Below are 24,398 nucleotides of genomic sequence, written 5' to 3'. Positions count from 1 at the left end.
CCGGCCGGCCCAGCGCCGGCCGCCCGCCGGACAGTGGCGCCGCCGGCCGTCCCCCGGCCCGGCGCCGGAGCCGGGACCAAAGCCGGGGCCGGGACCGGGACCGAACGGCGGGAATCCGAATCCGCCCCGCATCCATGCCTGCGGTCCGCCGTGGAACCGGTGGTGGAACTTCATGGCTGCCTCCAACGATGCTTTGTCGATAGACTGACGATATATCGTCAACCCGTCGACGACAACATGCCGTACGCCCGGCGGGTGCAGGACCCGCCGGGCGTACGGTGATTTGGTGCATTTGCTATGAAATGTTGGTTTCCCGAGCTGTCTGTCAGCTACGTGCCCCGAGGTTCGGGTAACTGCGTGGTTGCAGAAAGGCGGAGCTCCGGATGTCGCCGTCCGCATCGCGCGGGCCGGTCAACACCGAAGGGTCCGTGCTGAGCAGATCCGAGTTGCTCCAGGAACTCTTGATGTTCCACGAGTTCCCGGTCGCCGTGGAGTTGCCCAGCGACACCCCCGCCCCGTTGCTGACCGCGAGGTTCGCGGTCAACCGCGAGGTCGAGTTCGCGAACTTGTACCCGCTGTCGCCGTTGTTCCAGGCCGTGGTGCGGTCCACCGTGATGGTGCCCGGGTTGCCGTTGTCGATGAACCCGCTCACCGCGTTACTGAACGAGAAGCTGTTACGGATGGTGTGGTTCGCGGCCGGGTCGGGGTCACCGCCGCCCATCTTGAACCCGTTGCCGTCGCCGGTGTAGTTGGGCAGACCCCACCGGTTGAAGCCGTTACCCCAGGCCGCAGAGTCCTCGACGAGGATCGGAGAGGCGAACTCCCAGGCGTCGAAACCGTCGTCGGAGTTGTTCCACAGCCGGGCTCCGCGTACCACGTTGCCGTTGCCGGAGCCCTCCTTGATGGCCAGGCCGTCGGCGCTCTCACCGTTCTTGCGTGGATCCCGGTTGCCGTACGAGTCGAGGTTGATCACCTGGTTGTTGCTGGCCGCGCCCTGGATCTGCAGGCCGGACTCGTAATTGTCGCGGGTGACGAGGCGTTCGAAGACGTTGTTGCTGCAGTCGCGGCAGAAGATGGCGTACGGGCCGTGCGCGATCTCCAGGTCACGCACCCGCCAGTAGTCGGCCTCGATGTGCAGCACGCCGCGTTCGAGATTTGGAATGCTGCCACCGACCGGAGCCGGGGTGTGCGGCAGGTTCTCCCCGTCGAGAACCACCCGCTCCCGGTTGTAGCTGGTGATCGTGTACGGGTTGGCTGATGTGCCGTCCTTCATGATCCGCACGTTGGTGCTGAACTGGTAGGTGCCGCCCCGCATGGCGATCGTCGTGCCGGGGGAAGCCAGGGTCACCGCCCGAGCCAGGGTCGCCAGTGGAGCCCCGAGTGTGCCAGGATTCGCGTCGTTTCCGTTGGTCGCGACGATAAGCGTGTTGACAGGTGGCGCAGTCGTCGGTGGCGGCGCAGTCGTCGGTGGCGCAGTCGTCGGTGGCGGCGCTGTCGTCGGTGGCGCAGTCGTCGGTGGCGGCGCGGTGGTCGGTGGCGGGCTGGTGGGAACGGGTCCGTTGCAGACCGTGCCGTTGAGAGTGAAGGTCGTCGGCACTGGGTTCGACGAGTTGTTCCAGGTGCCGTTGAATCCCCCGGTCACAGTGCCGCCGGTAGGGATCGACGCGTTGTAGCTGACATTTCGCAGGACGACGGTGCCACTGGCCGGGTCGGCAGTGAATCCCCAGGACTGGGTGATTGCCTGGCCGGCAGCGAAAGTCCAACTCAGCGTCCAGCCGTTGATCGGCGCACCGTGGTTGGTAACGGCGAGGTTGGCACCGAAGCCACCCGGCCATTGCGCAGCGACGGTGTACGTGACCTGGCAGCCGCTGGCGGCGCTGGCCGACAGGGTGGTCACCGCGGTCATCCCCGCGGTGAAAGCCACGGTGGCCACGGCCGCCACCGGCCACGCCGGCCGTCGGAGGTGTCGAGTCATGGATTCTCCTGGTGGTCGATCCAGCGGTTACCGGCAGGCAGCACGCCCACTGACGACCGGGACCACTGGTGGGTGAGGTTCGACGATGAGACAGCAGTTGGCATCCGCCGACCGGCCGGTGCGGCCGGTCGGCCGAGTCACCTCCTGAACCTCGGTGGCCTGCGGTGAGGTGCGTGAAAGCGCTTTCCACACATCATATTGATAGATGTCATCACGTCAACAGCCGGGAGTCTGCTGCCCGGCCGGGTCGACCTGAGGGACCTGCTCGTCGACGCGGGGACAGGGCCGCGCAACGATGACCGCGCTGATCCCTTGGGCATCCTCGAGGCCCGCGACGCATCAGCGGAACGTGGGATGGATCAGGACGAAGGCCGTGACACACGCCATCACGACAGCACCGATCAGCACCGGCAGCGGGGCCCAGACGGCGTACAGCGCTGTGCTGGCGGTCGGCGCGAGCACGAAGGTGAGCCCGTTGGTGGCACCGATCACCCCGGCCAGCCCGCCCTGCTCGTCGCGGCGGACCGCCAACGTCGGACCGGCGACGTAGCCGGGCATCGCGATACCGAGGCCCAGTCCGATCATGGCCATCGCGGCCACCAGGAACGCGATGTGCGTGTCGGGCACCAGCAGAACGAACCCGACCAGTCCGACGGCCCCGCCGACCCGCAGCAGCTTCGCCGGCCGCCAGCCGCTGCGCGGCACCACGACGGTCTGCGCGAACGCCATTCCCACACCGGCGGCGAGCAGCGCCGCACCGGTGATCAGCCCGGTGGCCTCCGCGTCCAGCCCGAACCGGTCCTGGACGAGGAACCCGCTGACCACCTGGACGAAGCCGAGCGCGGTGAACATGCCGAACCCGGCGAGCAGGTACGGCCACACCCGGGCGTCCCACGCGCTGACCCGTACCGGCTCCTCGATCAGCTCGGTACGGTGCTCCCGGCGTAGCCGCACCGCGACGACGACCAGCCCGGCGGCCAGCAGCACCGGCACCACCACCAGCGGAGCCATCAGCCCGAACCCGGCGAGCAGCCCGCCGACCAGCGCACCGGCGACCATCGCCCCGCCCTGCGCCGCCCCGATCCCGGCCATCCCTCTGACCCGGGCGGACTGGTCCTCGGTGACGTCGGCGATGTACGCCTGCGCGGTCGGCGGCACAGCGGCCATCGCGGCGCCGAACCCGACGCCCCGGAACACCACGAACAGCAGGAACAGCGTGGTGCCGGTGACGACGCCCCGCATGCCGAGGTCGGCGAGCAGGGCGAACAGCGCCATCGTCAGGGTGGCCAGGGCGAACGCGGCGACCAGCACCGGCTTGCGGCCCCACGACTGGGACCGGCGCCCCCACAGTTGACTGGTGACCACCACCATCAACGCGGAGATACTGATGGTCACCCCGACCTGCCACTCGGCGAGGCCGATCTCGCGGGCCAACGGGGCGATGATCGGGTTCATCGACATCTGACCGAGGAAGACCAGGAAGACCGCGCCGAGCAGCAGCGGGATCTGCGGCCGTGGGACACCGGCCGGGCTGTCGGCGCTGACCGTGCCGGGTGAGACCATCCGGCCACGCTAGCCACCGGTGATCATCGGCACCAAGGACGCCGGTCACACCTGCCGCCCCGGCGGTGACCAGCGACGATGGCGGTAGCCGTCACACCTGGCAGCCCTGGTCCGGGAGGTAGTCGAACCAGTCGAAGCGGACCGTGCCGGTGGCGGCGTACATGCCGATCACCCGGCCGGTGAAGCCTCCGACGACCTCGGTCGACAGGTAACGGCCGTCGAGCTCGGCCAGGACGGTGAACTCACCGTCGGCGTCTTCGAAGCCGAGCCGAACCACGTCCGGCCCCTGCCGGGGATGCCACGTCGGCGACGGGACGGCGTCGACCCGCAGCACCACCGGCCCGGGCGGCACCGGTCGGGCGTCCAGCACCGGCCGCAGCGGGCCGATCCGGGCCGCGACGTGCACCTCGCCGCCGCCGGCCTCGACCGTGTAGTGGTGGTTCTCGTCCATCCGCACCGCCAGGCCGCCCCGGCCGGCACCCGGGTCGATCAGGGCCCGTACCCGGCAGGACAGGTGCTCCTGGCGGCGGCCGACGAAGGTGACGTCGGCGTCGTCGAGCGACGCGCCGCGCGCGTGCAGGGTCAGCCAGCCCGGCGGCCGGCTCGTCGACCAGGCGTCGGCGGGCCGGGACCGCACCGACAGCCACCGTGGGTGCAGCCGCTCCGCGTCGAAATCGTCCCGGGTCGGTGGTGGCGTCACCGGCGCCGCCGGCCAGCCCGGCGCGGTCATCCGCTCGGTGAGCGCGCCGACGACCGGCCAGTCGTCGATCCAGTCGACCGGGGCGAGGAACGTCTCCCGGCCGAGCACGTGCCAGCCGGGGGTGCCGCCGCGTGGCCGGACCCCGAGCAGCACCAGCCACCAGGAGCCGTCCGGTGCCTGGATGAGGTCGCCGTGGCCGGTGTTCTGGATCGGCAGGTCGGTGCCGCGGTGGGTGAGGATCGGGTTCGCCGGGCACGGCTCGAACGGGCCGTCCGGTGCCGGGCCCCGGGCGACGGAGATGCCGTGGCCGCGTTCGGTGCCGCCCTCGGCGATCAGCAAATACCAGTAGGCACCGATCCGGTACAGGTGCGGGGCCTCCGGTGCCTGGGCCCCCGGGGTGCCGGACCAGAGCCGGCGGGTCGGCCCGAGCGCGGCACCGGTCCGTGGGTCGATGCGGACCTGCCCGACGCCAGCGGTCGTGCACCAGCAGTTGCCGTCGTCGTCCCAGGTCAGGTCGGGGTCGATGCCGGCCACGTCGGCCAGTCGCACCGGGTCGGACCACGGACCGGCCGGGTCGGCGGCGGTGACCAGCACGTTGCCGCCGCCGGCCGCCACGTTGGTGGTGATCAGCCAGAACCGGCCGTCATGGTGGCGCAGGGTGGGTGCGTACACCCCGCCGGACGACGGGGCCGACGCGGGGATGGTCAGCTGCTCGGGGCGGTCCAGCACGTTGCCGATCTGGGTCCAGTTGACCAGGTCACGGCTGTGGAAGATCGGTACGCCGGGGAAGTACTCGAAGCTGGAGCAGGCGAGGTAGTAGTCGTCGCCGACCCGGCAGACACTCGGGTCCGGGTGGAAACCGGGCAGCACCGGGTTGCTGAACCCGCCGTCGACCCATCCGTCCACTGTCATGTCGTCCTCCCCGGTCCGGTGTGCGGTGGATGCACCGTACCCGGACCGGGGTCGGACCTCGGTCGCGTCGATCAGTCGGCGTCGTCTGCGCTCGCGGCGGCACCGCGGGCCGGCAATGCGACGGTACGCGGCAGCAACTGCGCGGTGAGCAGGGTGGACAGTGCCGAGGCGTCGCCGCCGCCGGTACCGTCGGTGCGGACCACCACCGGCTGCGGGGCCTTGCCGGCGAGCGCAGCGCCCACCTCCAGCCGGCGCAGCGCCAGCTCGTACTGCAGGACCGCCCGGTTGTCCCGGTACGCCTGGGCCAACCGACGTTGCGCCTTGGCCTCGTTCTCGGCGGCGATCAGCCCACTGCGGCCCCGGGTCTCGATCTCGAACCGGACCCGCTGCGCGTTGGTCTCCTGCTCCTCCAACAGCTGCGCGACCTGCTCACGGGCCTTGTTCAGGGCCGCCTTGACCTCGACGAACCGGGCGTCGCGCACTTTCTTGGCCCGCTCGATGTCCATCTGCAGGCTGTCGATGCGCCGCTTGCGGGTCAGCCCCCACTCCTGCTCGTACGCGGCGTGCTCCTTGGCGACCCGCTCCCGGGTGGCCAGGTGCTGCTGGTACTGGGCGGGCAGCTGCACGTCGGGGATGTTGCAGCCGGTGATCCGCACCCCGTAGCGGGACAACTGCCGGTTGAGCAGTTCCTGCATGTCGGCGACGTCGGAGCCGCGCAGGTCGTACGCCCGCTCGGTCTGCACCTGGCGGGCCCGCTGCCGGATCGCGTCCTGCACGGCGCTGGACAGCACCAGGTCGAAGTTACCGGCGCCGATGGCCCGGACGAACAGCACCGCGTCGGTGATCCGCAACTTCATGAAGAACTCGATGGAGCGCAGCGGCACGTTCTCCCGGGTCGGGCAGGCCATCACCGGTGCCGAGTACGGGATCTCGGTGGCCACGTCGACGACGAAGTCGACCCGCGACCACGGATGCCACAGGTAGTGCCGGCCCGGTTCCAGAGTGCGCACGACCGCCCCGTAACGGGTCAGCACCCCATGAGTGCCCTGTTCGATCTCCACGATGGACGACCGCCACCACCAGAGCGCGCCGAGCAGCAGCAGCGCCACGCCGGCGAGATAGCTGGCTGTGGCGAGGGCGCCGTACGCGGCACCGACCAGCCCGTCGGCACCGTTCAGGGTGAACATCACGCCGGACAGCAGGGCGAGCAGACCGAGCCAGAGCGGCACCATCCAGCCGAGCCGGCGCCGGTGCTTGGGAATCACCACCGGTACGAGGCTGCCCGCGTCACCGCCGCGCAGCAGCTGGGCGAGCTCGCTCCACGGCGCCACCGCCTCGGAGATGACCGACCTGCCGCCACTGAGTTTGCTCATCACCGCTGTGCCTCCGGGTCGTCGTCGGTCGGCTCAGGCGCACCGGGAGCCAGGGAAACGCCGGCGTCGGTGCCCGGCACTGTCGGTTGGTCGGCCGCACGCAGCGCGGCGATCTCCGGCTCACGTTCGGCGATCCGGGCGGCGACCTCGGTCAGCCGGGTACGCATCGCGGCCATGTCGGTCTCGCTGAACAGCTCGGCACCTCGTTCGCCGACCAGTTCGCGGGCCAGTTTCAGCAGGTCCACGCCCACCGCGCCGTCCGGGTCGGTGGAGCCACCGATGCGCACCAGCCGGGGCAGGTGGTCGGCGACCTCCTCCAGGGTGTCGAGCACCTCCCGCTGGTAGCGGTAGTCGAGGATCTCCGGTGCTTCGGCGGCGGTGACCGCCCGGATGTCCAGGGCCTGCGCCTCCAGCAGGGCGGCGTTGGCCCGTGCCTCGGACTCGGCCAGCACGTACCGCTGGCGGGCGAGCGCCTCGGCACGGTTGGTCTCCCGCTCGACCGCGGTGTCCATCTGCGCCTGGTACTGGGCGATCTCGGCCTGGATGCCGGAGAGGGTCTCGTGCAGGGTGGCCAGCTCCTTGGTCAGGTCGCCCTCGTCCTGCTCCTTGCGCAGCTGCAACGCGTACTGGTGGGTGTAGGCGTCCTTGGCGACCCGCACCATCTCGGGCGCGGCGAGGTCCATCCGGTACTCCCGGTCGGACGGCTCGGCGTGGGTGATGTTGGCGTTGGTCAGCTCGACCGCCGGGAGGAACTGCTGGTTGAGCTGCTCCAGCAGGCGACCGGTGTCCTCGCCGACCATGTTGTAGATGTCGGCGGCCTGCTGTTCGTAGATCAGGCTGCGGATGGTCTCGCTGACCGCGTTGCTGAGCTTCTCCTCGAAGCCGCGGACCGCGCCGAGGGTGTAGACGAACTCCACCGGGTCACTGATCCGGAACTGGATGAACAGGTCGATGGACGCCTTCACGCCGCCCTTGGTCGGGGCCTCACGCACCGGTGCATTGAACGGGTACTCGCGGGTGGTGTTGACGATGTACGACACCCGCTTCCACGGGTTCAGCAGGATCACCCGGCCGGGGCCGACGACCTGCTCCAGCTTGCCGAACCGGGTGATCAACGCGGCGCAGCCGTCCGGCACCATCACCATGCCCTGGCGCCACCAGACGAAACCGACGGCGAACAACGACAGCACCCAGTAGTGGACACCGAACAGCGGGTTGAGCAACAGGTTGCCGCCGGCGATCGAGACGACCGCGGAGCCGAGCACGCCGAGCACCAGCAGCAGCGACACCGGCAGCATGGAGACCAGCGAACGACCGCGCGGAATCACCATCGGGCAGATGACGTGCGCCGCCCCGCCCTCGCCGCGCCGCTGCTCACTGCGGTTGAGCACCTCGCCGGCGTCGTCCAGCGGCACCCGGCGCTGCTCCATCACGGTGTCGATGCTGCCGCCGAGGTCGCGAGCCGCCGGGAAGTCGACCGGATCCATTCCGTCCTCGGCCGGCTGACCCCCGCCGGCCCCACCGGCCCCACCGGTCATGGCACCGCCACGGCGGCGCAGTTCGGCCATGGCCATCTGGCGAGGATCGTTACCTTCGGCTATCGCATAGGCGGCGTTGCGTATACCTTGTTGGACCCGTGACACGGTTCCCCTTCCGCAGAACTCAGTCGGCGCCCGGCTCGGCCAGCTCGGCGCGCCGGTCCCGCGAAATGCTAGCCACCCAGGTCAACCAGGGTGACGGTTACGCCGGGTCGGGCACCGACACCGGGCGTACCGGCAACAGCAGATCGGCGACGGGCAGCCGGTGCCGGGCGGCGCGTTCTCTCGCGGCGAGCGGCTCGTCGAGCTCGATGGTCGCCGCCCGGCGGCCGACCGCGACGACGACCAGCGGGGTGAGCGCCGCCGTGGGCAGCAGCGCGGCGACCCGTTCGGCGTCGAAGCCGCCGAGCTGGTGCACGGCGAGCCCTTCGTGCTGGGCCTGGATCGACAGGTGCGCGACCGCCTGTCCGGTGTCGTAGGCGGCCCACGGGCGACTCGCGCCACTGTCGGCGACGGTCTGCGCGGCCACCACGATCAACGCGGCGGCGGCGTGCGCCCAAACCCGGTTTCCCGGGTCGAGCGCGGCGAGCAGGCTGACGTGGGCGGCGTCGCCACGGCGGACCACGCCGAACCGCCAGGGTTGGCTGTTTCCGCAGCTGGGTGCCCAGCGGGCGGCTTCCAGCAGCGCGGTCAGCTGCCGGTCGGTGAGCCGGTGCTCGGGGTCGAAGGCACGCGGGCTCCACCGGTCGGCGAGTAGCGGGTGCAGTGGCTCGGCCGTGGTCGCGGTCTTCGGGGCGTCGGACACCGGATGCTCCTGTCAGGATCATGGTCGAGGTTGAGAGTCGAGAATCAAGTGTCGGCGGTCGGCGGTCGGCGGTCGGTACGACCGTACGACGATCCACAGGTGACCGGCGAGCCATTCCATCGATTCATGTCGCTTTTACGCCTAGTCTGGATCGACACACGTGGTGCCGTACGTCCGCGACGCCACATCCGGCCACCCCGAAGGAGGCAGCCGATGCCTGCCGCACCCCGCCCCGGGGAACACCCCCGCCGTTGGCGGCGGCGCCTGGTCCGCACCGCCTGCGCCGCCCTGTCCGTCCCGCCCATGCTGGTCGCCGCGCTCGCGCTCGCCGCCGCACCGGCCGCCGCCGCACCGGTCACCGTCACCAATGCCACCCAGTTCACCGACACCACCGGCGCCGGCGTCCACGCCCACGGCGGCGGCATGATCAAGGTGGGCGGGTACTACTACTGGTTCGGTGAGAACCGCCACGACGACCACACCTTCCGGTACGTCTCCGTCTACCGGTCAACCGACCTGCGCACCTGGGAGTTGCGCAACCACGTGCTGCGGCAGTCCAGCAGCCCGGAGCTCGCCGTCGCCAACATCGAACGTCCCAAGGTCCTCTACAATCCGGCCACCGGCAAGTACGTGCTCTGGATGCACTGGGAGAACGGCGTCGACTACGGCCAGGCCCGGGTGGCGGTGGCCACCTCGGACACCGTCGACGGCGACTACACGTACCTGGGCAGTTTCCGGCCGCTCGGCTACGACTCGCGGGACATGACCGTCTTTCGCGACGACGACGGCACCGCGTACCTGATCTCCTCGACCCGGGTCAACGCGGACCTGAACATCTACCGGCTGACCCCCGACTACACCGGCGTCGCCGCCCTGGTCCAGACGCTGTGGCCCGGCAACTACCGGGAGGCGCCGGCCATGTTCAACCGTAACGGCGTCTACTTCCTGGTCACCTCGGGCGCCACCGGCTGGCAGCCCAACCAGGCCCGGTACGCCACCGCCGACAGCATCACCGGCACCTGGACCGCCCCGACCACGTTCGGTGACAGCATCACCTACGGCTCGCAGCCGGCCTACGTCCTGCCGGTGCAGGGCACCGCCACCACCTCGTACCTGTACCTCGGTGACCGCTGGGCCAGCGCCTGGGGCGGCCGGGTCAACGAGTCCCGCTACGTCTGGCTACCGCTGACCTTCCCGTCGAACACGTCGCTGAGCATGAGCTGGCATCCACAGATCAGCATCGACACCGCGACCGGGCAGGTCACCGGCGTCGGCGGCGGGTACGCCTACGAGACGCTGCGGGCCCGGCACAGCGGCAAGTGCCTCGACGTGCTCAACGAGTCCACTGCGGACGGCGCCGGCGTCGCCCAGTACGGCTGCCACAACGGCGGCAACCAGCACTGGCAACTACGTGACCTGGGTAACGGCTACCACCAGCTGGTGGCCCGACACAGCGACCGCTGCCTGACCGTGTCGAACGGCTCCACCGCCGACCACGCCGCCGTCGCCCAGTACGCCTGCCAGCCGGGCCGCACCGACCAGCAGTGGCAGCGGGTCGACGCCGGCTCCGGCCACCAGCGGATCGTGGCCCGGCACAGCGGCAAGTGTCTCGACGTCGCCGGATACTCCACCGCCGACAGCGCCCGGGTGATCCAGTACACCTGCGGCACCGGCGGCAACCAGCAGTGGCAGCGGGTCGGGGTCTCCTGAATCTGCGCCGTGTCCGCTGCGGGACCGGGCGGCGTGGCATCGCCGCCCGGTCCCGCAACATCACGGGTCGGCCCCCGCAGCAGGTCCGGATCAGTCCCGCAGCGGGTACGGGATGAAGGTGCTGCGGTTCTCGTCGACGTCGAGCCGCCGGCTGATCGGCGGCGCGGCCCGCTGCGGGCAGGTCATCCGTTCGCAGGTCTTGCAGCCGGGGCCGATCGGGGTGGCGGCGTCGGCGGCGTGCAGGTCCATCCCGGCCGAGTAGACCAGCCGACCGGCGTGACGGGTCTCGCAGCCCAGGCCGATCGCGTACACCTTGCCGGGTTGACCGTATCCGCCGTGGTGCCGGATGACGGTCCGGGCGATCCACAGGTAGCGCTGGCCGTCGGGCATCGCGGCGACCTGGGTGACCACCCGGCCCGGCGAGCCGAACGCCTCGTAGACGTTCCACAGTGGGCAGGTGCCGCCGGTACGGGAGAACGGGAACCCGGTCGCCGACTGGCGCTTGGACATGTTGCCGGCCCGGTCGACCCGGACGAACGAGAACGGCACCCCGCGCGAGCGGGGCCGTTGCAGGGTGCTCAGCCGGTGGCAGACCGTCTCCCAGCCCATCGCGAAGTGCTCGGTGAGCAGGTCGATGTCGTAGCGGCGGCTCTCGGCGGCGGTGAGGAACCACTCGTACGGCAGGATCAGCGCGGCGGCGAAGTAGTTCGCCAGGCCGACCCGGGTGAGGATCTGGGTCTGGACGTCGTCGAACCTCTCCTCCTCGATGATCTCGTCGATCACGTCGGCGTACTCCAGCAGGGCGATCTGCGCGGCCATCCGGATCGCCTCCTGTCCGGGTCGCAGCGAGGTGGACAGGTGCAGGGTGCGGGTCTGCGGCCGGTAGCGGTGCAGCTCGCCGCCGAGGGAGTCGGCGTCGTCGCGGGAGATCCGTACGCCGTGTCGCTGCGCCAGCCGGTCCTGCAGCGCCGCCCGCGCCTCGCCCCGGCGGATGCCGATCTGATCGGACAGCCGCTCGGCGGCCTCGTCGACCGCCGGGACGTAGTTCTGCCGCCGGTAGAAGAACTCGGTGACCTGGTCGTGCGGGCTGTGGCCGATCCGCTCCCGGTCGCCGACGAGCTCGGAGAGCTGCTCGTCGGCCTGCTGGTAGCGGCGGTGCAGGTCGAGCACGGCCTCGGCCACCTCGGGCAGCCGGGAGGCGAGCTCGGTCAGGTCGCCGATGCCGGTGCGAAAGCCGAGCGCCTCGCGCAGCCCGGCGACGAGTCGCGGGGTGTCGTGCGGGGCGAAGCTGGTCGGGTCGACGCCGAAGACCTCGGTGATCCGCATCAGCACCGCGACGGTCAGCGGCCGGGAATCGTGCTCAATCTGGTTGAGATAGCTCGCGGATATGTTGAGCTGCCGGGCCAACTCGGTCTGACTGATGCCCCGGTCCTCACGCATCCGGCGCAGTCTGGCACCGGCGAAGGTCTTGGCGATCGCCCTCACCTCCACGCTCGTCCCGGCTGCGATCCGCCCACGTTAACACGTGTGCGGCCAGCATTAGCAGGGCTGCGAAGCGCCGGTTTCGCAAGTTGGCAAAATGGGTCGACGACTTTTCAATAATTGGCTTCTTCCGTCTCTCGACCAGTTGACGACGTCATGTGACCGTTGGTCGCACGCCACCCGAAGGAGACGATGATGCAAAGCGCAGTGGATCAGTTGCGACACGAATGGGACACCGACCCGCGCTGGCACGGGGTGCGGCGCAGCTACCGCCCCGCCGACGTGGTGCGGCTGCGCGGCGCCATCACCGAGGAGCACACCCTGGCCCGGCACGGCGCCCGGCGGCTGTGGCAGCTGCTGCACAGCGAGGACTACGTCCACGCCCTCGGCGCGCTCACCGGCAACCAGGCGGTGCAGATGGTCCGGGCCGGGCTGAAGGCGATCTACCTGTCCGGCTGGCAGGTGGCCGCCGACGCCAACCTTGCCGGGCACACCTACCCCGACCAGAGCCTCTACCCGGCGAACTCGGTGCCGGCGGTGGTCCGCCGGATCAACAACGCGCTGCTGCGGGCAGCGCAGATCAGCACCGCCGAGAGCGGTGCGGACGGCGCCGGACCCGACAGTGCCGGGCCGGGCGGCGGGGACGGCCCGGCGACCGACTGGCTGGCCCCGATCGTCGCCGACGCCGAGGCCGGCTTCGGCGGCGTGCTCAACGCGTACGTGCTGATGACCGCGATGATCGCGGCCGGCGCGGCCGGGGTGCACTGGGAGGACCAGCTGGCCGCCGAGAAGAAGTGCGGCCACCTGGGCGGCAAGGTGTTGATCCCGACCGGCGCGCACATCCGTACCCTCGAAGCCGCCCGGCTGGCCGCCGACGTGGCCGGAGTGCCGAGCGTGGTCATCGCCCGCACCGACGCGCAGGCGGCCACCCTGCTCACCACCGACATCGACGAGCGGGACCGGCCGTTCGTCACCGGCGAGCGCACCGCCGAGGGCTTCTACCGGGTGCGCAACGGTATCGCGCCGTGCATCGCCCGAGGCCTGGCCTACGCGCCGCACGCCGACCTGCTGTGGATGGAGACCAGCACCCCGGACCTGGAGGTCGCCCGCCGGTACGCCGAGGCGATCAAGCGCGAGTACCCGGACCAGCTGCTGGCGTACAACTGCTCGCCGTCGTTCAACTGGCGCAAGCACCTCGACGAGGCGACCATCGGCAAGTTCCAACGGGAGCTGGGCCACATGGGGTACAAGTTCCAGTTCATCACCCTGGCCGGCTTCCACGCGCTGAACTACTCGATGTTCGACCTGGCCCGCGGCTACGCCAGTGACGGGATGAGCGCCTACGTGTCGCTGCAGGAGCGCGAGTTCGCCGCCGAACCGGCCGGCTACACGGCGGTGAAACACCAGCGGGAAGTGGGTACCGGTTACTTCGACCTGATCTCGACGGTGCTCAATCCGGCCGGCGAGACCACCGCGCTGCGCGGTTCGACCGAGGAGGAGCAGTTCGCGTGAGGTACGAGATCCTCGGCCCGATGGCCGACCGGTTCGACGAAGTGCTCACCGCCGAGGCGGTGGATTTCCTGATCGCTCTGGACGGCGAGTTCGCCGCCCGGCGGGTGGCGCTGCTGGACACCCGCCGCGCCCGGCGGGCCCGGTACGCCTCCGGCCAGCTGCCCGACTTCCTGCCGGAGACCGAACACATCCGCACCGACCCGACGTGGCGCGTCGCGCCGCCCGCACCCGGGCTGCTCGACCGGCGGGTGGAGATCACCGGACCGACCGACCGGAAGATGACCGTCAACGCGCTGAACTCGGGCGCGAAGGTGTGGCTGGCCGACTTCGAGGACGCCACCAGCCCGACCTGGCGCAACGTGATCGGTGGGCAGCTGAACCTGATGGACGCCCTCGACCGGCGGATCGACTTCACCGACGAACGCGGTAAGCGCTACGCCCTCGGCGACGAGTTGGCCACGATCGTGGTCCGCCCGCGCGGCTGGCATCTGGTGGAGAAGGGCATCGTGGTGGACGGGCGGCCGATCTCGGCCAGCCTGGTCGACTTCGGGCTGTACCTCTTCCACTGTGCCCACCGGCAGCTCGACGCCGGCGCCGGGCCGTACTTCTACCTGCCGAAGCTCGAGAGTCACCGCGAGGCGCGGCTGTGGAACGACGTGTTCGTCTTCGCCCAGCGCCGGCTCGGCCTGCCGCAGGGCACCATCCGGGCGACGACCCTGGTCGAGACGATCACCGCCGCGTTCGAGATGGAGGAGATCCTCTACGAGCTGCGGGAGCACTCGGCCGGGTTGAACGCCGGCCGGTGGGACTACATCTTCAGCGTGATCAAGAACTTCGGGCAGTGGCCGGATTTCGTGCTGCCGGACCGCGCCGAGGTGACCATGACGGTGCCGTTCATGCGGGCGTACACCGAACTGCTGGTGCGGACCTGTCACCGGCGCGGCGCGCACGCCATCGGCGGGATGGCCGCCTTCATCCCCAGCCGGGATCCGCAGGTCAACGAGGCCGCGCTGGGCAAAGTGCGGGCGGACAAGCAGCGCGAGGCCGGCGACGGCTTCGACGGCTCCTGGGTGGCCCATCCGGGTCTGGTGCCGACCTGCCGGGAGGTCTTCGACGCGGTGCTCGGCGAGCGGCCGCACCAGGTCGACCGGTTGCGCGAGGAGGTGGCGGTGACCGCGACCGACCTGCTGGCGGTGGACAAGACGCCGGGTCAGGTGACGGCGGCCGGGGTGCGCGCCAACGTCGCGGTGGCATTGCGGTACGTCGATGCCTGGCTGGGCGGTGCCGGCGCGGTGGCGCTGTGGAACCTGATGGAAGATGCGGCGACCGCCGAGATCGCCCGCTGTCAGGTCTGGCAGTGGCTGCACCACGGCACCCCGTTGGCCGACGGTGGATGCGTCACCGAGGACCTGGTCCGGTCGGTCCTGGCCGGGGAGCTGGTTGCGCTGGTCGACGGACGCGACGGACCGGACCGCGACCGCGCCGAGGCGGCGGCCCGGATCGTCGAGGAAACGGCGCTCGGCGAGGACCTGCCCGCGTTCTTCACCATTGAGGCGTACGCCCGGCACCTGTCCCCGGGCGCGACGCCAGATCGGCGCTGACGCAACCCCCGCGCTCACTGCGGATCGTAGGCAGCCGCCGGCCACCGGCGGCGGACCGGCTCCGGTACGGGCTCAACGACGCGCCCGTACCGGCCCCGCCGGGCGACCTTCACCTGCGGCGGTCAGTGCCGGCCCTCGCCGATCTCCTCGACCAGTTTGGCGCAGAACGCCGGCAGGTCGTCCGGTTTGCGACTGGTGACCAGACCGTTGTCCACCTGGCATTCGGTGTCCACCCAGGTCGCCCCGGCGTTGGTCAGGTCGGTACGCAGACTCGGCCAGGAGGTCAGGGTGCGGCCCCGCACCACCCCGGCCTCGATCATCGTCCATGGCGCGTGGCAGATAGCCCCGACCGGCTTGCCGGCGGTGAAGAACGCCCGGACGAAGTCGACCGCATCCGAGTCGGTACGCAGGAAGTCCGGGTTCGCCACCCCGCCGGGCAGCACCAACGCGTCGTAGGAGTCCGGATCCGCCTTGTCCGCGGTGACGTCCACGGCATACGTCCGGGACTTGTCCAGGTGGTTGAAGGCCCGGATCTCGCCCGGCTGGACCGACACCAGCTCGACGGTGGCGCCGGCCGCCTCGACCGCTTCGCGTGGCTGGGTGTACTCGACCTCCTCCACCCCGTCGGCTGCCAGGAAGGCGACCCGTTTGCCCTGCAGTGTCGTCGCCATCTGCGGCTCCTCTCTCTCGCGTACGGTGTTCAGTCGGTTCATCTGCCCCAGGACCGCCCGCTCAAACCCGACGTGACAGTGAAGTGCGTGACGCGCGATGTGACGGTCGAGCGACAACGGCGGTGAAACCTGGACCATCAGAGTCTTCTTCACGAAGGGGGCACCGAATTCGAAGATCAATTCCAGGGGTATCACCTCGCGTCCCGGCATCTGCAAATTCTCGCGTTTGCCGAACAGATCCATCGACTGGCAACATCGACAGAGTGAGTCCATCGTCGATGGCGTCGCCCACCGGTCTCTGCCTCGCCGAGAAGGTCGGTTGAGTTCATGGGCGGGTCGCCGGACGCCATGACCGCCCAGCCCTGGGACGCCGAGCACCCGGTCCTGGAGATCATCCGGCAAAGGCGTGCTTCCGGCAGCCGGCCCGGTGCCCGCGACCACGGTGACACGGCGAAGGTCGGCCTCGCGGTCGAGGGTGGAGGGATGCGCGGAGTCGTCTCCGCCTCGATGCTCGCGGCACTGGAAGATCAGGGTTTCAGCGACGCGTTCGATGCGGTGTACGGCTGCTCGTCCGGCGCGGTGAACAGCGCCTACTTCCTCGCCGGCGGGACCTGGTACCCCGTTTCGATCTACTACGACGACCTGACCAGCCGACGGTTCATCGACTTTGCCCGCGGCCTGCGTGGCGGGAATATCCTCGATCTCGACTACGCGTTCGGCGAGGTGGTGGAGATCATCAAGCCCCTCGCCTATGATCGCGTTCTGGCGGCTGATACTCCACTTCACGTAGCTATTACCGACGTTGATGAGATCCGTACCCGATTGATATCGGATTTCGCCGACCGCGCCGACCTCAAGGCCGCGCTGCTGGCGTCCGCATGGCTGCCGATCGCCGTACGGGGAACGGCGCAGTTCCGGGGCTGGCGGGCTCTCGACGGTGGCGTGGTCACCGCACTACCGTTCCGGCTCGCGCTGAGCGACGGATGCACCCATGTGCTCTCCCTGAGCACCCGGCCCATGCGCAGCGGCAACGGCGGGCTCGGTCTGCAGCACCGGTACACCCACCGTTACCTTGAGAAGATCAAGGAAGGGCTGGGCGCCGCCTACCTGGCCTCGGTCCGGCAACGGCTCCACGACCAGGTCGACCTCACCGCCCGGCGCGACACCGCGAGCCATCTGCCGCCGTACGTCCTCGACCTCGCCCCGTTGCCCGAGGACACCGAGGTCAAGCGGCACGAACTGCGCTCGCATCTGCTGATCAGCGCGGCGCGCCGGGCGTACTCCCTGATGTACTGCGCGGTCGAGGGACGACCGGTGGACCTGCTCCGGTCGGGGCGACTGCACGCGGTACCCCGCCTGATGGTCGTGGACCAGCGCTGATGGCTGGCCGACCGACCCTCGACCAGCTGGTCGAGGAGCTTTCCCGACCGCCGGGGCCGGCCGGTCAGCAGCTCGACCGGTTGGCGAGACTGCTGCTGCCGGCTACCAGCGCGGCAACCGGTACGCGGCGGACGACCCCGTCGGACCGGCCGACAACCGAGGAGCTGACCTCCTGGCGGGCACTGCTGCGCGACGTTCCGTTCGACCGACGCTCCTTCGACGACCGGTTCCGCCCGGGCAGTTGGAAGGCGGTCCTCGACGGACTGGCCCGGCACTGCGACCGGCCCACCGACGGTGCCGCCGACCTGCCGGCACCGCGTCGGCAGACGGTCGGCTTCCTCGCGCTACTGTTGATCACCCTGACCGGCCTGGCCGAATCGAGTGACCGCCGGACCGCCACCGCGCCGGCCCGAGCGGGTACCGCCGACGGTAGCGCACCCCTACCCGGCCACGACTGTCCCGGTGTGTGCGGGCGTCTCGTCCGGCAGCGGCCGGTACGCGAGACGATCCGCGAGCTGTACCGGCCGGTCGGCGGACCGCCGCCGGACCGGGGCGGCCAGGACGCCGTCGCGGGCTCCGAGTGGGCCGACGGGATCGACTTCGACACCCTCGAGTTCCACGAGCACGGGACCACCTCGCTGATCCTGCGCGGGTCCGGCACGCGACGGGGCGGGCTGCGTCGCCCCTTCGCCCTCAAGTTGATCCTCTACCCGTACCTGCGGATCCCGCGCATCGCGAGCACGACGAAGGCGTACGCCGGGCTCTACGATCTCGCCGGCGTCCAGGCGGAGCATCTGGTCCCGGTCTGGGCCAGCTCGCAGAGCTGGATCCTGATGGACTTCGTCGCCGGGCGTCCGCTGCACGAGGTGTGGCGGGAACGCACCGCGCGACGCCGCACCGCGCGACGCGTGCGGCCCGGGCGACCGGCGGGGCCCGGCGACGATCAGGGTCTCGGCGAGGCCTCGGTCGACCGGTTCGCGCTCCTGGCGGACCTGCGAGACTACGGCACGGCCGCCTTCCTGGCGCTCGCGGAACTCGACCGGTTCCTCAACGCCGGTGGCCGGTCCACCGAGCCGACGAGGCGGGGGCACGGCGACCTCGCCCCGTCGAACATCATGGTGACCTACCGGGACGGCCAGCCCGTCTTCCGACTGATCGACATCGGCGCGAACTACCTGTACACGTACGCCTTCGGCGCTCTCGAAGGCCCGGACGGACAGTTCGTCGCTCCCGAGGTGAAGGCCGACGGGGCGGCCGGTGACAAGTCCGACGTCTACTCGCTCGGCAAGTTGCTGGCCATGTTCGGCGGTGGGGAGCCGGGTGACGTGGTTCCCGACGAGTTCTACGCACACGCGCCGCTGCTGGCCCGGTTCATCGAGGACCTCATCGACACCCACCCGGACCACCGGTTGCTGCTGTTCTCGCCGGACGCCGACACCGAGACCAACGCCGCCAGCGCACAGCACGCCGCGGCCGATCCGGGACAGCAATCGGCACCGGACATCTCCCGGTACGCCCGGCTCCACGCCGCCTTCACTGCGGAACTCGACGCTGAGGCGGCCCGGACGCCGCCGACGGACGGCCATCTGGTCCGCGGCACCTGGGAGCTGTTCCAGACCCGGCTCACCCTCGGACTGTTCCGGCCGCTCGCCGGCGCTCCCGGGCAGCTGCGCCGTGTCTACCGGACCCGCCGGGGTGAGTCGGGTGCCGCCAGTCGCGCGTCGGCCCTCGCAGCGGCCCGGTTACTGGCCTGGTCCTGGCTCTCCTCGGTGGCCTGGGCGGTGACGTTCTCCATCACCATCATCTGGATCGTCCGGCAGCTCGACTGGTCCTGGGGCAACCGGTTGGTGGAGGCGCTGCAACAGATGGTCGGTGGCTCGGAGGACCGTTTCCCGGTCCTCGACTCGCTGCGCGCTCCCGGATACTCGATGCCGGACATCGAGGCGAACGCGCCCGCCCTGCTGGTCGGTCTGACGTACGCGATGGTGTCGGCGAAGTACTACCACAACATCTTCGCCGGCATGAATCCGCTGGCCGCCGGCTGGCGTGCCGGCGGTCTCACCGTCCGCGCCGCCCTCGCCCAGTTCGCCATCCGGATACAGACGGTCACCGGCGCCGCGCTGGTGCTGCCGATCGTGCTCTACGACCCTCGGCTCTGGCCGATCAACAGCGCCATCGGCCAGACCCTGTCACTGTTCACGAACAGCGCGACGCTCCTGTTCGCCCGGCGTGCCCTCACGGACGCACGTCGACGGGGGTTGAGCACCGTGCCGTCGAGCGACGCGAAGGTCACCGGGCTCGCGTCGTTCGCGGAGTGGACGCCGTCCTCGCTGTTCTACGCGGGGATCGTCTGGACGATCGGCCTCGCGGTCTACCAGGGCGCGCTGCAGGACGTGTACGTGTACGCCCTGTCCGTGGCGTCGATCAACCTCTTCCTCTTCTACATGATCAAGTGTGGCCGGGGGGCGGCCGAGGTCAGGACCGCGCTCACCCGGGCCACCGGGGCGGCCGAGCGACTGCGGTGCCTCTCCCACCGTGACGGTGCCCGTCGGGCCTAGCCGAGATCAGCCGGTCGCACCCCAGCGCAGCGACAGACCGGTGACCGCCCGCTCGGTACGGATCTCCATCATGCTGCCGAGGATGGTGGCCCGGTCGACGACGACGGCGGTCGTGTCGACGGCGTAGGTGATCCGATCACTGACGAACACGGCGCTGCCGGCCGGCTCCTTCAGCAGGGGCGCGACGACGGAGTCGAGCAGGCCGGGGTGAACCGTCTCGGTCGCTCTGGCAACCGAGACGCCCGTGTCGGCGAGAGCGCCGTACAGCGACTCGGCGGTGAAGTCCCGGCCGCGAATCCGGTCGGCGTGCGGTTGGCGTACCCAGGAGACCTGGTGGATCGCGGGGCGGCCGGCGAACTCACGCAGTCGCTCCAGCCGCAGCGCGTGCTCGCCCGGCGCGATCCGCAACTGGGCTGCGGCGCGAGCCGACGCGCGCCGCACCGACCGGGCGAGCACGGTCGTGCGTACCTCATGGCCCTGTCGGACCAGGTCGTCGGCGAAACTGTGCAGCGAGCCGAGTTCGTACGCCAGCTGCGGCGGGGCAACGAAGGTGCCCCGGCCGGGTTGTTGCACGATCAGCCCGTCGTCGCTGAGCCGGCGCAGGGCCTGGCGCAGCGTCATCAGGGTGACGCCGTATGCGGCGCTCAGCTCGCGTTGCGGGGGCAGCGCCTCGCCGGGGGCGTACTCGCCGCCCCGGATCCTCACCGCGAGGTCGCTGGCGATGGCCTGATACCTCGGGGCGGGTCCAGGGCTCGCGGTCACGGTCGTCTCGCTCCTGCTCGGTCACGCTCTGGTCCGCTGCCCACCGTCCGGAGGCGGGTCCTGGTCGAGGGCACGGCGCATCCGGGCGAGGTAGCTGCCGACATCGTACGGGCTGGCTCCGTCCAGCACCCGACGCATCAGCGCGGCTCCGACGACGACACCGTCGGCGGATCGGGCGACGTGCACGGCGTGCTCTGCGGTGGAGATGCCGAACCCCACCAGGACCGGCCGGTCCGTGGTGCGCCGTAGCCGGTCGACAAGGGCCCCGGCAGAGTCGGCGACCGTGGTCCGCTCACCGGTGGTACCCATCACCGACACGGCGTAGACGAAGCCCCGGCTGCGCTCGGCGATCCGCGCCAGCCGGGGCGGCGGGGTGGTCGGCGCGGCCAGCAGGACCAGGTCGATGCCGGCCGAGGCGGCCGAGCCGGCCAGCTCTTCGGCCTCGCCGAGCGGCAGGTCCGGCACGATCAGACCGCTGACTCCGACGTCGCGCAGCGCGGCGCAGAACCGCTGGGAGCCGGCGTGCAGGACCAGGTTGTAGTAGGTGCTGGCGACGAGCGGCACGTCGGTCGCGGCACCGGCGAGGTCGTCGAGGATGCCGCGGGTCGTCGCCCCACGGGCCAACGCCCGGTGGGTCGCCTCCTGGATGGTGGCACCGTCCAGGGTGGGGTCGGAAAACGGCAGGCCGACCTCGACCGCGTCGGCTCCGGCATCGACGAAGGCCCGCAGTTGGTCGAGCCAGGTCGTGGTGATCCCGCCGGTGACGTACGGCATCAGCAGTTTGCGCCCGGCTGCCCGGCGCCGACGCAGCCGGCTCTCGAGCGTCATGCCGGGTCACCGGGGGTCGGCGTGCCCTTGCTGGTCGAGACGTCCTTGAGCGTCGAGACGTCCTTGTCGCCGCGCCCGGAGAGGGTGAGCAGGACGGTCGCGCCGGCCGGCAGTTCACCCGCGCCGGCCGCGCGGACCACCCAGGCGAGCGCGTGTGCCGATTCCAGGGCCGGCACGATCCCCTCGGTACGGGCCAACCGGACCACGGTGGCGGCCGCTTCGTCGTCGGTCACCGTCTCGTACCGGGCCCGACCAAGGTCACGCAGGTGGGCGTGCTCGGGCCCGACGCCCGGGTAGTCGAGTCCGGCGGCGATGGAGTGCGCCTCGACGATCTGCCCGGCGTCGTCCTGCAGGAACCGGGAGCGGCATCCGTGCAGGACGCCGACCCGACCAAGCGTCGCACCGGCGCCACCGGCCGCCTCCACCCCGACCAGCCGGGCGGATGTGTCGACGAAGCCGGCGAAGGTGCCGGCGGCGTTGGAGCCCCCGCCGACGCAGGCCACGACGTAGTCCGGCACCGCGTTGACCAGCTCGCGGGCGCACTGGCCGCGTGCCTCGTCGCCGATGACCCGTTGGAAGGTCCGCACCATCCACGGGTACGGGTGCGGACCGATCACCGAGCCGGCGCAGTAGTGCGCCTCGTCGGTACGCCCGACCCAGTTACGCATGGCCTCGCCGGTGGCGTCGGAGAGAGTACGGCTGCCGGTGCCCACCGGAACCACGTCGGCGCCGAGCAGTTGCATCCGGAACACGTTGAGCGCCTGCCGTTCGATGTCACGCTCACCCATGAAGACGGTGGCGCGCAGTCCGAGCAGCGCTGCGGCGGTGGCGGTGGCGACGCCGTGCTGCCCGGCACCGGTCTCGGCGATCAGGTGCGACCGGCCCATCCGGCGGGCGAGCAGCGCCTGGCCGAGCACGTTGTTGATCTTGTGGGAGCCGGTATGGGTCAGGTCCTCCCGCTTGAGCATCAGGTGGACGCCGAGTTCCGCGGACAGGCGTAGCGCCGGCGTCAGCGGCGTCGGACGGCCGACGTGCACCGCCAGCAGGCGGGTGAGGCTGTCCCGGAACTCCGGGTCCGACCATGCCTGCCGGAACGTCTCCGCCACCTGCCGGCAGGTCTCGACCAGCGACTCCGGCACGTACCCGCCGCCGTAGTGGCCGAACCGTCCGGTCGGACCGGGGTCACCCATCCCGGCGGTCCTGGACCTTTGCAGTACGTCGGTCACGATGCCACACCTCTCCGTCTGTCAGCCGTCCGAGTCATCCCCGACAGCTCTATAACTATCACCATCTGTTCTAGAACTCTAGGCAGTTTGTCACGGCGCAGCGCCCGGGGCGGTCGCTGTTACCGCTCACAACGCCCCCGCTCGACGAACCGATCCGATCGGGGGACGGCCGGCGAGTTCCCGACCCTCTTGGGCCGATCCCGGCCGACACGACTTGACGACCACCTTGTTATCGATCACAATCGATGTCTTGGGTGACACCTGCGACTCACCGGGCGGGCCGCTGGTCGAACCCCCAGATCGAGTCGTCCGCCCAGGGGCACGCCGAGCGCCGAGCCGGGATCCGGCCAACGCCCGAGCCGGCGGAGACGACCAACCGACACATCGATCGCACGTGCCAGCGTGCGCATCCCACCTGTGCCATGAATCCAAGGAAGTGGCAATGTCAGGAACTCGATTCTCTCCCGGACCTCTCCTGCTCGCGGCGTTGGTCGCGGTGGCTGCGGCCGGCACGACACTCGGCCGCGGCTTCGACAGCGCAGATCTCGACAGCACCAGCACGACAGTCGGCACCGGCGCGGTGTCCGCCACGGACGTCGGCACCGCCGCGGCGAGCGCCGGATGCGGCCGGACACCGACACTGGGCAACGGCACCCACACGGTCCAGAGCAGCGGCCGCAGCCGCAGCTTCATCCTGCGGCTGCCCGCCAACTACGACAACACCCGTCAGTACCGGCTGATCATCGCGTACCACTGGCGCGGCGGCACCGCCAACGACGTCAACTCAGGTGGCAGCAGCGGCGCCGCCTGGGCCTACTACGGCCAGCAGCAACTGTCGAACAACAGCGCGATCCTGGTCGCTCCGCAGGGGATCGACAACGGCTGGGCGAACCCCGGTGGCCAGGACGTCACCTTCTTCGACGACATGATCCGGCGGATCGAGAGCGACCTCTGCGTGGACACCACCCAGCGCTTCGCCCTCGGCTTCAGCTGGGGCGGCGGGATGAGCTACGCGCTCGCCTGCGCCCGGCCGAACGAGATCCGGGCCGTGGCGGTCATCTCCGGCGGGCTGATCAGCGGGTGCAGCGGTGGCACCCAGCCGGTCGCGTACTTCGGACTGCACGGCATCACCGACAACGTCCTGCCGATCTCCATGGGACGGTCACTGCGCGACACGTTCGTCCGCAACAACGGCTGCGCCCAGCAGAGCCCTCGGGAGCCCGGGCAGGGCAGCCGGGCACACATCACCACCGCCTACTCGGGCTGCCGCTCCGGGTACCCGGTGCAGTGGGCCGCGTACGACAACGGGCACACCCCCGGCCCGGTCGACGGCACCTACACCGAGAGCGGCGTCAACACCTGGACCAAGGGCGAGATCTGGCAGTTCTTCTCCCAGTTCCAGGGCGGCCAACCGAACCCGACCACGCCGCCACCCGGCCCCACCACTCCCCCGCCCGGCCCCACCACGCCGCCACCGGGCCCGACCACGCCGCCGCCCGGCAACGGTGGCTGCACCGCGACCGTCTCGCTGAACTCCTGGACCGGCGGCTTCGTCGCCACCGTCCGGATCACCGCCGGCTCCGCCGGCACCAACGGGTGGACCGTCACGATGACCCTGCCCGGCGGCGCCAGCGTCACCAACACGTGGAACGCCAGCGCCAGTGGTAGCACCGGCACCGTGCTGTTCACCAACGTCAGCTACAACGGCCGGCTCAGCCCCGGCCAGGTCACCGAATTCGGCTTCCAGGGCAACGGCAGCGGAACCGGCATGACCCCCACCTGCACCGCGAACTGAACCACCG

The 24,398-nt window shown here is 70.5% G+C and carries 17 protein-coding genes; 6 read left to right on the top strand and 11 right to left on the bottom strand.

The window, feature by feature from the left end; translation table 11 throughout:
* Positions 1-325: 325 nt before the first annotated feature.
* The 6 genes from ACFHWT_RS08605 to ACFHWT_RS08580 all read right to left on the bottom strand — a co-directional run bounded on the left by ACFHWT_RS08605 (position 326) and on the right by ACFHWT_RS08580 (position 8,866).
* Positions 326-1,975 (bottom strand): cellulose binding domain-containing protein, encoded by a 1,650-nt coding sequence (locus tag ACFHWT_RS08605; RefSeq protein ID WP_416594045.1) that lies wholly within the window; start codon positions 1,973-1,975, stop codon positions 326-328.
* 339 nt (positions 1,976-2,314) lie between these two features.
* Complete coding sequence (locus tag ACFHWT_RS08600; protein ID WP_416594044.1) at positions 2,315-3,538, bottom strand: MFS transporter; 1,224 nt, start codon at positions 3,536-3,538, stop codon at positions 2,315-2,317.
* Between the two features lie 91 nt (positions 3,539-3,629).
* Positions 3,630-5,150, bottom strand: a complete 1,521-nt coding sequence (locus ACFHWT_RS08595; RefSeq protein WP_416594043.1) for a glycoside hydrolase family 43 protein — start codon at positions 5,148-5,150, stop codon at positions 3,630-3,632.
* 71 nt (positions 5,151-5,221) lie between these two features.
* A complete protein-coding gene (locus tag ACFHWT_RS08590) occupies positions 5,222-6,523 on the bottom strand; it encodes an SPFH domain-containing protein (protein WP_416594042.1) in 1,302 nt (433 codons plus the stop codon).
* A complete protein-coding gene (locus ACFHWT_RS08585) occupies positions 6,523-8,097 on the bottom strand; it encodes an SPFH domain-containing protein (RefSeq protein WP_416594041.1) in 1,575 nt (524 codons plus the stop codon). The genes ACFHWT_RS08590 and ACFHWT_RS08585 overlap by 1 nt, the downstream gene beginning before the upstream one ends.
* A gap of 166 nt (positions 8,098-8,263) precedes the next feature.
* Positions 8,264-8,866, bottom strand: a complete 603-nt coding sequence (locus tag ACFHWT_RS08580; protein WP_416594040.1) for a nitroreductase family protein — start codon at positions 8,864-8,866, stop codon at positions 8,264-8,266.
* A gap of 213 nt (positions 8,867-9,079) precedes the next feature.
* Here ACFHWT_RS08580 and ACFHWT_RS08575 point away from each other — a divergent pair, with 213 nt between their 5' ends.
* Complete coding sequence (locus ACFHWT_RS08575) at positions 9,080-10,576, top strand: RICIN domain-containing protein (RefSeq protein WP_416594039.1); 1,497 nt, start codon at positions 9,080-9,082, stop codon at positions 10,574-10,576.
* 90 nt (positions 10,577-10,666) lie between these two features.
* Here ACFHWT_RS08575 and ACFHWT_RS08570 read toward each other — a convergent pair whose 3' ends face one another.
* The gene (locus ACFHWT_RS08570) at positions 10,667-12,061 is read right to left on the bottom strand and encodes a short-chain fatty acyl-CoA regulator family protein (RefSeq protein ID WP_416594038.1); all 1,395 of its coding nucleotides are present in this window, start codon (positions 12,059-12,061) and stop codon (positions 10,667-10,669) included.
* Positions 12,062-12,253: 192 nt separating this feature from the next.
* Between ACFHWT_RS08570 and aceA the strand changes: the two genes are divergently transcribed.
* Both aceA and aceB read left to right on the top strand, forming a co-directional pair.
* Positions 12,254-13,570, top strand: coding sequence for an isocitrate lyase (gene aceA / locus ACFHWT_RS08565; protein ID WP_416594037.1), 1,317 nt, complete (start codon positions 12,254-12,256; stop codon positions 13,568-13,570).
* A complete protein-coding gene (gene aceB, locus ACFHWT_RS08560; protein WP_416594036.1) occupies positions 13,567-15,171 on the top strand; it encodes a malate synthase A in 1,605 nt (534 codons plus the stop codon). The genes aceA and aceB overlap by 4 nt, the downstream gene beginning before the upstream one ends.
* Positions 15,172-15,293: 122 nt before the next feature.
* Here aceB and ACFHWT_RS08555 read toward each other — a convergent pair whose 3' ends face one another.
* Complete coding sequence (locus ACFHWT_RS08555; protein WP_416594035.1) at positions 15,294-15,842, bottom strand: type 1 glutamine amidotransferase domain-containing protein; 549 nt, start codon at positions 15,840-15,842, stop codon at positions 15,294-15,296.
* Between the two features lie 327 nt (positions 15,843-16,169).
* Between ACFHWT_RS08555 and ACFHWT_RS08550 the strand changes: the two genes are divergently transcribed.
* Both ACFHWT_RS08550 and ACFHWT_RS08545 read left to right on the top strand, forming a co-directional pair.
* Positions 16,170-17,222 carry a patatin-like phospholipase family protein gene (locus tag ACFHWT_RS08550; protein ID WP_416594034.1) on the top strand — a complete coding sequence of 351 codons (1,053 nt, stop codon included), beginning with the start codon at positions 16,170-16,172 and terminating at the stop codon, positions 17,220-17,222.
* Positions 17,222-19,780, top strand: a complete 2,559-nt coding sequence (locus tag ACFHWT_RS08545) for a hypothetical protein (RefSeq protein WP_416594033.1) — start codon at positions 17,222-17,224, stop codon at positions 19,778-19,780. The genes ACFHWT_RS08550 and ACFHWT_RS08545 overlap by 1 nt, the downstream gene beginning before the upstream one ends.
* Positions 19,781-19,786: 6 nt before the next feature.
* On the opposite strand, the gene ACFHWT_RS08540 is transcribed toward ACFHWT_RS08545, so the two are convergent.
* From ACFHWT_RS08540 to trpB, 3 genes are read right to left on the bottom strand one after another with little or no spacing between them, the layout of a single operon-like run.
* Complete coding sequence (locus ACFHWT_RS08540) at positions 19,787-20,542, bottom strand: GntR family transcriptional regulator (RefSeq protein ID WP_416594032.1); 756 nt, start codon at positions 20,540-20,542, stop codon at positions 19,787-19,789.
* 21 nt (positions 20,543-20,563) lie between these two features.
* Entirely contained in the window at positions 20,564-21,370 is an 807-nt protein-coding gene (gene trpA / locus ACFHWT_RS08535; RefSeq protein WP_416594031.1) for a tryptophan synthase subunit alpha, read from the bottom strand.
* Positions 21,367-22,560 (bottom strand): tryptophan synthase subunit beta, encoded by a 1,194-nt coding sequence (trpB, locus tag ACFHWT_RS08530; RefSeq protein WP_416594054.1) that lies wholly within the window; start codon positions 22,558-22,560, stop codon positions 21,367-21,369. Before trpB ends, trpA begins: the two co-directional genes overlap by 4 nt.
* 478 nt (positions 22,561-23,038) lie before the next feature.
* Here trpB and ACFHWT_RS08525 point away from each other — a divergent pair, with 478 nt between their 5' ends.
* Positions 23,039-24,391 (top strand): cellulose binding domain-containing protein, encoded by a 1,353-nt coding sequence (locus tag ACFHWT_RS08525; protein ID WP_416594030.1) that lies wholly within the window; start codon positions 23,039-23,041, stop codon positions 24,389-24,391.
* The last annotated feature ends 7 nt before the right edge of the window (positions 24,392-24,398 follow it).

The organism is Micromonospora sp. LOL_021, assembly GCF_048060215.1.
In the GTDB taxonomy this organism is placed as follows: Bacteria; Actinomycetota; Actinomycetes; order Mycobacteriales; family Micromonosporaceae; genus Micromonospora_E.
Note: the sequence above shows the minus strand (reverse complement) of the source record. Positions and strands in the feature narration are given on the sequence as shown.

What these genes read in the sequence shown, in the direction of transcription:
- ACFHWT_RS08605 (WP_416594045.1), bottom strand. Translation starts at nt 1,975, where the DNA reads ATGACTCGACACCTCCGACGGCCGGCGTGGCCGGTGGCGGCCGTGGCC.
- ACFHWT_RS08600 (WP_416594044.1), bottom strand. Translation starts at nt 3,538, where the DNA reads ATGGTCTCACCCGGCACGGTCAGCGCCGACAGCCCGGCCGGTGTCCCA.
- ACFHWT_RS08595 (WP_416594043.1), bottom strand. Translation starts at nt 5,150, where the DNA reads ATGACAGTGGACGGATGGGTCGACGGCGGGTTCAGCAACCCGGTGCTG.
- ACFHWT_RS08590 (WP_416594042.1), bottom strand. Translation starts at nt 6,523, where the DNA reads ATGAGCAAACTCAGTGGCGGCAGGTCGGTCATCTCCGAGGCGGTGGCG.
- ACFHWT_RS08585 (WP_416594041.1), bottom strand. Translation starts at nt 8,097, where the DNA reads ATGGCCATGGCCGAACTGCGCCGCCGTGGCGGTGCCATGACCGGTGGG.
- ACFHWT_RS08575 (WP_416594039.1), top strand. Translation starts at nt 9,080, where the DNA reads ATGCCTGCCGCACCCCGCCCCGGGGAACACCCCCGCCGTTGGCGGCGG.
- aceA (WP_416594037.1), top strand. Translation starts at nt 12,254, where the DNA reads ATGCAAAGCGCAGTGGATCAGTTGCGACACGAATGGGACACCGACCCG.
- ACFHWT_RS08555 (WP_416594035.1), bottom strand. Translation starts at nt 15,842, where the DNA reads ATGGCGACGACACTGCAGGGCAAACGGGTCGCCTTCCTGGCAGCCGAC.
- ACFHWT_RS08550 (WP_416594034.1), top strand. Translation starts at nt 16,170, where the DNA reads ATGGGCGGGTCGCCGGACGCCATGACCGCCCAGCCCTGGGACGCCGAG.
- ACFHWT_RS08545 (WP_416594033.1), top strand. Translation starts at nt 17,222, where the DNA reads ATGGCTGGCCGACCGACCCTCGACCAGCTGGTCGAGGAGCTTTCCCGA.
- trpA (WP_416594031.1), bottom strand. Translation starts at nt 21,370, where the DNA reads ATGACGCTCGAGAGCCGGCTGCGTCGGCGCCGGGCAGCCGGGCGCAAA.
- trpB (WP_416594054.1), bottom strand. Translation starts at nt 22,560, where the DNA reads ATGGGTGACCCCGGTCCGACCGGACGGTTCGGCCACTACGGCGGCGGG.
- ACFHWT_RS08525 (WP_416594030.1), top strand. Translation starts at nt 23,039, where the DNA reads ATGTCAGGAACTCGATTCTCTCCCGGACCTCTCCTGCTCGCGGCGTTG.